General features: G+C 71.3%; 10 protein-coding genes. 6 read left to right on the top strand and 4 right to left on the bottom strand.

Annotated elements, in window-relative coordinates:
* Nucleotides 1–516: YcnI family copper-binding membrane protein (locus tag OUY22_RS01645; protein ID WP_270152879.1), on the bottom strand; the 516-nt coding region annotated here is incomplete at its 3' end.
* 46 nt (nt 517–562) lie between these two features.
* On the bottom strand, nt 563–1,099 hold the full coding sequence (locus OUY22_RS01640; protein WP_270152878.1) for an MFS transporter: 537 nt from the start codon (nt 1,097–1,099) through the stop codon (nt 563–565).
* A 146-nt stretch (nt 1,100–1,245) separates the two neighbouring features.
* Here OUY22_RS01640 and OUY22_RS01635 point away from each other — a divergent pair, with 146 nt between their 5' ends.
* The 3 genes from OUY22_RS01635 (at nt 1,246) to OUY22_RS01625 (ending at nt 3,867) form a co-directional block, all read left to right on the top strand.
* A complete protein-coding gene (locus OUY22_RS01635) occupies nt 1,246–1,704 on the top strand; it encodes a hypothetical protein (protein ID WP_270152877.1) in 459 nt (152 codons plus the stop codon).
* 218 nt (nt 1,705–1,922) lie between these two features.
* Nucleotides 1,923–2,906 (top strand): alpha/beta hydrolase, encoded by a 984-nt coding sequence (locus OUY22_RS01630; protein ID WP_270152876.1) that lies wholly within the window; start codon nt 1,923–1,925, stop codon nt 2,904–2,906.
* A 127-nt stretch (nt 2,907–3,033) separates the two neighbouring features.
* On the top strand, nt 3,034–3,867 hold the full coding sequence (locus tag OUY22_RS01625; RefSeq protein WP_270152875.1) for a siderophore-interacting protein: 834 nt from the start codon (nt 3,034–3,036) through the stop codon (nt 3,865–3,867).
* A gap of 141 nt (nt 3,868–4,008) precedes the next feature.
* Here OUY22_RS01625 and aceA read toward each other — a convergent pair whose 3' ends face one another.
* Nucleotides 4,009–5,295 (bottom strand): isocitrate lyase, encoded by a 1,287-nt coding sequence (gene aceA / locus OUY22_RS01620; RefSeq protein WP_270152874.1) that lies wholly within the window; start codon nt 5,293–5,295, stop codon nt 4,009–4,011.
* A 260-nt stretch (nt 5,296–5,555) separates the two neighbouring features.
* On the opposite strand from aceA, the gene OUY22_RS01615 reads away from it, so the two are divergent.
* Entirely contained in the window at nt 5,556–7,028 is a 1,473-nt protein-coding gene (locus OUY22_RS01615) for a helix-turn-helix domain-containing protein (protein ID WP_408638089.1), read from the top strand.
* Nucleotides 7,029–7,070: 42 nt separating this feature from the next.
* On the top strand, nt 7,071–8,021 hold the full coding sequence (locus OUY22_RS01610; protein WP_270152873.1) for a glucosyl-3-phosphoglycerate synthase: 951 nt from the start codon (nt 7,071–7,073) through the stop codon (nt 8,019–8,021).
* On the opposite strand, the gene OUY22_RS01605 is transcribed toward OUY22_RS01610, so the two are convergent.
* Nucleotides 8,003–8,650 carry a M15 family metallopeptidase gene (locus OUY22_RS01605; RefSeq protein ID WP_270152872.1) on the bottom strand — a complete coding sequence of 216 codons (648 nt, stop codon included), beginning with the start codon at nt 8,648–8,650 and terminating at the stop codon, nt 8,003–8,005. The genes OUY22_RS01610 and OUY22_RS01605 overlap by 19 nt on opposite strands.
* A gap of 179 nt (nt 8,651–8,829) precedes the next feature.
* Here OUY22_RS01605 and OUY22_RS01600 point away from each other — a divergent pair, with 179 nt between their 5' ends.
* Complete coding sequence (locus OUY22_RS01600) at nt 8,830–9,198, top strand: VOC family protein (RefSeq protein WP_270152871.1); 369 nt, start codon at nt 8,830–8,832, stop codon at nt 9,196–9,198.
* Nucleotides 9,199–9,279 lie beyond the last annotated feature (81 nt).

The raw sequence follows: 9,279 nt of genomic DNA, 5'->3' as shown, positions 1-9,279 counted from the left end.
CCTGAGCACGGGGGCCGGGTGCTCGGGCTCGGCGCCGCCGGCCGCGGGGACGTCGGACCACGAGACGACCTCGCCGCCCGAGTAGGTCTGCCTGGTCGGGAACACCAGCTGGCCGACGCCCTCGGGCAGCCGTCCCATCGACACCTCGAACTCCTGGAACTCGCCCTGGCCGATCTCGCCGCCCGACCAGACGACGGTGGTGACGGCCTCGGTGAGCTCACCGAACTCGGTGGTGACGGGCTTGGGCAGCTTGCCCTCGGTGACCTTGACGGTCCAGCCGGGCACCGGCTTGACCGAGACGAACGCCAGCGGGTGGTCGGTCGGGAACGACACCTCGACCTTGGTGGTCTTGGCGTCGTCGCGCTCGTTGGGCACCCGGAAGGCGACCTTGGTGAACCCGCCCGCCTCGGCGGTGCCGGGATTGATCGTGACATGGGCCAGCGCGGGCAGGGCCGGCGCGGCGACGACGACGGTGGTGGCGGCGAGCACGGTCGCCGCACGCCTGAAGAAGGACATGGCGGAACTCCACTTGACGGTAAGGGGAAAAACGGATGTCAGCAGGTCAGGCGGGAAGCGGAGGACCGCGCCTGGCCAGGCTGTGACGCAGGGCCGGGTCCGGCGGCACGGCGCGGGCCCGTACGACGGGGGCGAGCGGCCGGGCGGCGGCGGGCGCCGGGGCGGGCCGGGGGAACAGGAGGCGGCGGGCCAGGCGGCGCAGCAGCGCCCAGAGCGCGGACTCGCCGCGCGCCAGCCACCAGCCGGTGAGGAGCGTGGCCGTCAGGTGGGCCGTCAGCATGCCCAGCGCCTCGCCGAGCCCCTGCCCGTGCAGGTGCGCCGCGACGTAGCCGGTGCCGTCACCGCCGAACAGCTCGTGCAGCCCGAGCTGGGCTGCGACCAGCAGGCAGGCGACCTGGGCCGGTGAGCGCTCCCGGCCGCTCAGGGCCGCGGCGGACGCGAAGACCGCGAGGACGCCGGCGGTCAGGGCCCAGGGCTCGGGGCGGGCGCCGCCGCTCAGCCAGTGGGCGAGGGCCGCGAGGAGCACACAGACGGCGGCGAAGGCCGTCGTCCTGATGAGCCGGAGAGGCAGGTGTGCTCGCATGCGTGAGCCCATGGTGCCACGGGCGGGACGGCCCGGGAGGGGGCATGCGAGAAGCCGGGCAATGACGGGGTGATTCACGGTATTTGTCGCTAAGGTCGTGCCAGCCACGTCGACATGAGGTGAGAGCGTTGCGGCACTTTGGTGGGTTGCTCGTCGGGCTTGTGGTGACGGCGGTCGTGCTGGGAGGTGGGGGCTGGGCCGTGCAGCACACGGTGGTGAGCGGCCAGACCGCCCCGCAGGGCGGCCCGTCACTGTGGATCGCGCTGGGCTCCATGGCCGCCGTCGGGCTCGTCGTGGGCCTCGTGGTGGCGGGCAGCATCTCGCCCCTGGCGACCTTCATCCCGTCCATGGTGCTGCTGGCCTGGACCGTCGTGTACGCGCTGGACAAGAACCGGGCGCTGACCCTGCTGCCCGACGGGCCTTCGGTGAACCAGATCGTCAGGGACACCGTCACCGGCGCCAAGACGCTGCTCGGCAGCGGGGTGTTCGCCCTCCTCGGCGTGGCGCTGTTCGTCCCGGTGCTGATGCCCTCGCGCTGGGCGCGCCGCTACGACGATGACGACGAGGACTACGAGCAGCAGACCCAGGAGGGCGGCTACTACTGACCGCGCGATCTACTTTGTAAAGGCGCGGGCGCCGTGGAATGGGCTGGAATCGGTCAACTGGCGGTCAGTCCTTGGCAACGGGCCAAATGGCGCCCGGGGAGCAGCGGGCATACCCACCGGTAAGCAGAAGCGCCGATGGTGTCCGGAAAGGCGATGAGATCCTTACTCACGGGTAGAGCGATGTTCTGGCAGGGAATCAACGTGCCGGAGGACCCGATATGCAACTGGACAGGGATGTCGCTCCCCAGTACCCGCTGAGCTGGCAGGCCCGCGCCCTGACCGGTCTGATGCGGCACACGCTCAAGCCGGCCTCCCACCTGTTCCTGCGCCACGCCCTCGCCCTGACCGCCGCGTCCCAGCTCGGCGAACTGGTCAGGCTGCTCCCTGTCGGCCAGACCCCCGAACACGTCAGCGTGGTCCCCGCCGCGTTCTCGGCCTGCGAGGGAGAGTGGGTGCGCGGCGGCGCGGACCTGGACGAGCGCAAGGTCCTCCTCTACCTGCACGGCGGCGGCTACTTCTCGGGCTCGCCGCGCACCCACCGGCCCATCACCTGGCGCCTGTCGGCGGTGGCGGGCCGTCCGGTGCTCGCCCTGGACTACCGCCAGGGCCCGGTGCACAAGCTGGCCGACTCGCTGAGCGACTCCCTGGACGCCTACGACTGCCTGCTGCAACGGGGGTACGAGCCGGAGGACGTGCTCATCGGGGGCGACTCGGCGGGCGGGCACCTGACCCTGGCGACGCTGCTGGCCCTGCGCGACCGCGGCCTGCCGCTGCCGTCGGCGGCCGTGTGCCTGTCGCCGTGGGCCGACCTGACCGACTTCCCCCGCACCGCGAACCGCTGGCAGGACCCGATGCTGCCGGCCGGCCGGGTGCGCTGGCTGGCCCGCCGCTGGACCGACGGGCTGGACCCGTGCGACCCCCTGGTCTCGCCGGTGCTGGGGGACTTCACCGGCCTGCCGCCGCTGATGATCGTCACCGGGTCGACCGAGGTGCTCAGGGACGAGGCCCGCCGCGTCGCCGAGCAGGCCAGGCAGGGCGGCGTACCGGTGACGTACGAGGAGTGGCCGCGGATGCCGCACGTGTTCCCGTTGCTGGCGGACGTGCTGCCGGAGGCGCGGCTGGCGTTCCGGCACATGGGCGTGTTCCTGTCGGCCGTGGCGGGGCTGGAGGAGGCGGCGGAGGAGGACGAGGCCGCCGCCTGATCGGTGATACGGGACGAATCGACCGCAGGGGCGGGGGCAGGGGACGAACGTGCTTTTCTCACGTCGCGCTGACGCTGCAGGGAAGGCAGAGTGTAGGTTAGCCATACCTAAGCAAGGAGCTGTCCGCATGACCGGTAAGCCGACGGATCATCACCGAGGCGTCGTGCTGCGTACCGAGCGCATCGCGCCGCACATGATCCGGGTCATCGTCGGTGGCGACGGCCTCCGCGACTTCGCCACCTCCGGCCACACCGACCACTACGTGAAGATCGTGTTCCCGCACGAAGGCGTCGAATACCCCCAGCCGTTCAGCGTCAAGCAGGTGCGCGAGACCATGCCCCGCGAGCTCTGGCCGCGGCTGCGCACCTACACCGTGCGGGCCTGGGACCCCGACACCCGCGAGCTGACGCTCGACTTCGTCTATCACGGCGACCAGGGCCTGGCCGGCCCGTGGGCCGCCGCCGCCCGGCCGGGCGACGAGGTGCTCATGCTCGGCCCCGGCGGCGGCTACGCGCCGAGCCCTCAGGCCGACTGGCACCTGTTCGCCGGCGACGAGAGCGCGCTGCCCGCCATCGCCGCCTCCCTGGAGGCGCTGCCCGAGGGGGCGAAGGCCTTCGCGTTCATCGAGGTGGCGGGGCCCGAAGAGGAGATCAAGCTGAGCACGCCCGGCGACGTCCAGGTGGTCTGGCTCTACCGGCGCGACCGCCCCGTGGGGGAGGCGCTGGTGGAGGCGGTGCGCGCCTTCGACGTCCCGCCCGGCCGGGTGCACGCGTTCGTGCATGGTGAGGCGGGGTTCGTCAAGCAGCTCCGCCGCCACCTGCGGGTCGGCCTGGGCATCCCGATGGAACACCTGTCGATCTCCGGCTACTGGCGGGCCGGGGCGGACGACGAGTCGTGGCGCGCGGTCAAGAAGGACTGGAACAAGCAGGTCGAGGCCGAGGAAGCCGCCGCACTCACCTGATCTCCGCCACTTCGGCCAAGCGGTGCGGCTCGCACGGTCCCCGGACATGGGTCGGCCGCGCCGGACCGGGGACAGGTCCGACGCGGCCGTTCGCCGGGGGGAACCACCCATGCCCTGGAGGTATCCGGCGAGTTCGCGGGGTCAGTGGGCGAACTGCTCCTCCTCGGTGGAGCCCCTGAGCGCCGTGGTCGAGGAGTCGGGCGAGATGGCCGTGCTGACCAGGTCGAAGTAGCCGGTGCCGACCTCGCGCTGGTGGCGGGTGGCGGTGTAGCCGCGCGCCTCGGCGGCGAACTCCGCCTCCTGCAGGTCGACGTACGCGGTCATGCCGTCGGTCGCGTACCCCTGGGCGAGGTTGAACATCGAGTAGTTCAGCGAGTGGAACCCGGCGAGGGTGATGAACTGGAACTTGTACCCCATGTGCCCGAGCTCGCGCTGGAACTTGGCGATGGTCGAGTCGTCGAGGTGCGCCTTCCAGTTGAAGGAGGGCGAGCAGTTGTAGGCGAGCATCTGGTCGGGGTACTCGGCCTTGATCGCCTCGGCGAACTCGCGGGCCACGTCCAGGTCGGGCGTGCCGGTCTCCATCCAGAGCAGGTCGGAGTACGGGGCGTAGGCCAGGCCGCGGGCGATGCACGCCTCGATGCCGTTGCGCACCCGGTAGAAGCCCTCGGCGGTGCGCTCGCCGGTGCAGAACGCCTGGTCGCGCGGGTCCACGTCGCTGGTCAGGAGCGTCGCGGCCTGGGCGTCGGTCCGCGCGATGACGAGGCTGGGGACTCCGGCGACGTCCGCGGCGAGGCGGGCGGCGTTGAGGGTCTTGATGTGCTGGCCGGTCGGGATGAGCACCTTCCCGCCGAGGTGTCCGCACTTCTTCTCGGAGGCGAGCTGGTCCTCCCAGTGCACGCCTGCGGCGCCGGCGGCGATCATGCCCTTCATGAGCTCGAAGGCGTTGAGCACGCCGCCGAACCCGGCCTCGGCGTCGGCCACGATGGGCGCCAGCCAGTGCGGCGCGTCCTGGCGGCCCTCGGACCAGGTGATCTGGTCGGCGCGCAGCAGCGCGTTGTTGATGCGGCGCACGACGGCCGGCACGGAGTTGGCCGGGTACAGGCTCTGGTCGGGGTAGGTCTGCGCGCCCAGGTTGGCGTCGGCCGCGACCTGCCAGCCGGACAGGTAGATGGCCTTCAACCCGGCCTTGACCTGCTGGACCGCCTGGTTGCCGGTCAGTGCGCCGAGGGAGTTGACGTAGTCCTCGGTGTGCAGCAGGTTCCACAGCCGTTCGGCGCCGAGCCGGGCGAGCGTGTGCTCCTCCTGGACGCTGCCACGCAACCGGACCACGTCCTCGGCGCTGTAGGTGCGCTCGATGCCGGCCCAGCGCGGGTTGTTCTCCCACTCGTCCCGCAGCTGCTCAGCGGCTCCCTTGAGGCGATCGTTCATTGGTTCACTCCTTTGTCGTCCCCTGGGGCTTATGTCGAGTTTGTGCCCTGGCGAGCGGCAGCAACAACCGATCCGGACGAGAAGATTGACGTTTCTTCTCTCAGTAGGAACTACCGGCCGGTATTCGCACGAGAAGAAATAGCGAGTTTTCCCGTTGGACTAGACCACTGGTCAGAGGGGTCGCGGTCGAGGGATCCGGCGGCGTGGAAGCGCTCTCCGGCGTCTAGAAGATGAGCGGATTTTCCGACTAAGATGCGGGCATGGCGTCCTTGCTGGGTGAAGAACCGCTGACTTTGACGCATGAGCTCGATCTCCTCGCGTTCGGGCAGCGCCTGCGTCACCTGCGCAAACAGCGCGGCCTCACCCTGTCCGACCTGGGCGAGCGCGTCAGCCGGGCGCCCAGCCAGCTCTCCCTGCTGGAGAACGGCAAGCGCGAGCCCAAGCTGTCCCTGCTCAAGTCGCTCGCCTCGGCGCTCAACGTCCCGGTCGAGGAGCTGCTGCGCCGCCAGCCGCCCAACCGCCGCGCCCAGCTGGAGATCGCCCTCGAAGAGGCCCAGCGCGACCCCATCTACGCCGGCCTCGGCCTGCCCCGGCTCAAGGTCTCCGCCCGCGTGCCCAACGACGTGCTGGAGCACATCCTCGGCCTCTACGGCGAGCTGCGCGCCCGCGAGGCGCGCGGCACCGCCACCCCCGAGGAGGCCAGGGCCGCCAACGCCGAGCTCCGCCGCCGCCAGCGCGAGCTGGGCAACTACTTCCCCGAGATCGAGCAGGCCGCAGCCGAGGCGCTCGCCGCCGTCGGCTACCGCGCCGGCGCCCTGTCACAGAGCATGATCCAAAGCCTGGTGACGCACTTCGGCTACACCGTGCACACCGCCCAAGACCTGCCGCGATCGGTGCGTTCCATCACCGACATGCGCAACCGCCGCATCTACGTCAAGCACGAGCAGCTCGGCATGCACACCCCGCGCACCATCCTGCTCCAGACGCTCGGCCACCTCGCGCTCGGCCACGCCAAGCCCCGCGACTTCGCCGACTTCCTGCGCCAGCGCACCGAGGCCAACTACTTCGCCGCCGCCGTGCTCGTACCGGAGAAGGCCGCCGCCGTCTACCTGCGTGAGGCCAAGGCCGACCGGGCTCTGTCGGTGGAGGACCTGCGCGACGTGTTCGCCGTCTCCTACGAGATGGCCGCCCACCGCTTCACCAACCTCGCCACCCACCACCTCGGCCTGGTCTGCCACTTCGTGCGCAACGACGCCGGCGGCATCATCTACAAGGCGTACGAGAACGACGGCATCGTCTTCCCCGCCGACGAGCAGGGCGCCATCGAGGGCCAGCGGATGTGCCTGCAGTGGTCGGGCCGGCAGGTGTTCGCCTCACCCGACCGGTTCTCCATCTACTACCAGTACTCCGACTCGCCCACCGGCACGTACTTCTGCGTCGCGCACGTCGACCCGTCGCGGGAGCGCGACTTCGCCATCACGCTCGGCGTGCCGTTCAAGGAGTCGCGGTGGTTCCGCGGCCGCGAGACCACCAACCGCACCAAGTCCACCTGCCCCAGCGGCGACTGCTGCCGCCGCCCGCCCACCCAGCTGGCCGAGCGCTGGGAGGGCTACGCCTGGCCGTCGGCCCGCGCCAACTCGCACGTCCTCGCCGCCCTGCCGCCCGGCTCCTTCCCGGGCGTGGACGAGGCGGATGTTTACACATTCTTGGAACGCCACGCCGTCACAGGCTGACCGGCCCCGGGCAGGAACCAGGGGATGAACGGAGGTGGTGGCATGCTGCCTGAAGTTCAGAGCTGGTTCCGGCGCCGCACGTCCTGCGCGGCGGACTGGCCGGTGGGCGAACTCGCCGAGGCGAAAGGGCAGACCTCCGTCAGTGTGGTCCTACCCGCACGTGACGAGCGTGACACCGTCGGTCACATCGTCGGCGTCATCCTGCGCGAACTCGCCGACGTGGTGGACGAGGTCGTCGTCATCGACTCCTGCTCCACCGACGACACCGCGGCCGTAGCCGCCAGGGCCGGCGCAGAGGTGCACGCCCAGGACGCGATCCTGCCCGAGCTGCGCCCCCTCGACGGCAAGGGCGAGGCGCTGTGGAAGTCGCTGGCCGTCACCAGCGGCGACATCGTGGCGTTCGTCGACGCGGACATCCGCGGCTTCCGGTCCTCGCTGGTGAGCGGGCTGCTCGGCCCGCTCCTCACCGACGGCACCGTCGCCTACGCCAAGGGCTGCTACGACCGGCCGCTCGACGGCGTCTCCAACGGAGGCGGCCGCGTCACCGAGCTGGTCGCCCGCCCGCTCATCAACCTGCACTGGCCCGAGCTGGCCGGCTTCGTCCAGCCGCTCGCCGGCGAGTACGCCGGCCGCCGCACCGCGCTGGAGCGGGTGCCGTTCCTCACCCGGTACGGGGTCGAGTTCGGGCTTCTCGTGGACCTGCTGGACCTGGCCGGCCTGGACGCGTTCGCCCAGGTGGACCTCGGCTCCCGCGAGCACGCCCCGCAGACGACCGAGGCCCTGGGCGGCATGGCGGCCCAGATCATGCTGGCCGCCCATTCCCGGCTGCTGCGCCAGGGCAAGCTCGGCCGCTGCCACGGCCTGTCGTGCCGCCTCGACCAGTTCCGCCGCGACGGCGACGGTCACCGGGTCGTCAGCAGCGACGTCTCCATCGGCGAACGACCGCCCATGTTCACCACGCTGCGGTGCGGCGGTCAGGAGGCGGGGCCGTAGCGGGCGGAGCGGGAGCCGGTGCTGAACGCCCAGTAGCGGTCGCCGTACGACCAGTGCCACCACTCCGTGGGGTAGTTGACGAACCCCGCGGACGTCATCGCCTCGCCCAGGACGTCGCGGTTGCGGCGGGCCTCGGCGGAGATGCCGGGAAAGCCGGTGTAGCACGCCTCGTCGCTCTCCGGCGGCGTGGCGTTGACCTGCGTGCCCATCGGCACCTCCACGCCGGAGGCGGTGCACAGGGTCAGGTCGACCGCCCCTCCGCTGACGTGCGGGGCCACCTCGGGCGGAGAGACGTACCTGCTGGCCTCCACGTGCGCCCGCTGTTCGTCCCAGCCGGGATGGCCGGCCAGGTGCGCGGCCACGGACTCGGCGAAGTAGCGCCGCTGCAGCGGCGCCGGCCGGAACCCTTCCACGATCAGCAGGCGCAGTGTGCGTGGCAGCCGGGTCTGGGCGGCGATCAAGCGGTCGGCCACGCTCAGCCGGACGTGCGCGAACGCGCCCTCCGGGTCGGCCAGGCGCCCGTCGACCCGGACGGCCTCCAGCGTGCGCAGGTCCACCAGGGGTTCACCGCATTCGTCCACCGCCACCTCGGCGATCCGCGGGTCGGACAGCAGCACGATTTCGGGCATGGAAGCCTCCGAGGTTCCAGGGACGCTCCACCTGAGACGCCTGGCCCATGATGCGGCAGGGCGCTTCAAGAACGCTGTAATCGCAGCTCGTCGCACTCCCGACCTTCCTGCAACGGTCCAGGAGGCGGGAGGGTGAGACCAGGCGTGTGGGGCGGCCGCGCCGGGGTAAACGGCAGGACATGGCTTGCCGGATCAGTGAATTGGTGCTCGACTGCCGCGACCCCGAGCGGCTGGCGGCGTTCTGGTGCGAGATCCTCGGCTTCCAGGTGCTCGGCCGGGAGGACGGCGCGGTGGAGATCGGGCCGGAGGAGGGGTTCGGCGGGTTGCAGCCCACGCTGGTGTTCAGCCCGTCGGACGAGCCCAAGCGGGAGAAGCTGCGCCTGCACATCGACGTCAACCCCACCGACCGCGACCAGGCGGCCGAGCTGGAGCGGCTGCTGGCGGCGGGCGCCGTCCCCGCCGACGTCGGGCAGAAGGGCGACGAGCAGTGGCACGTCCTGGCCGACCCCGAGGGCAACGAGTTCTGCCTGCTGCGGCGCCGCCTCTGACGCGGCGGTGCTTCCGGACAGATGCTACTGGCCGGTAGCATGCTGGCGGCGCGAGTCGTTCAGCGGGCTCGCCGGGAACGC

It is taken from the genome of Nonomuraea corallina, assembly GCF_027620315.1.
Classification (GTDB): Bacteria; Actinomycetota; Actinomycetes; order Streptosporangiales; family Streptosporangiaceae; genus Nonomuraea; species Nonomuraea corallina.
The sequence above is the reverse complement of the archived record's forward strand: the minus strand, read 5'-3'. Positions and strand labels throughout refer to the sequence as shown.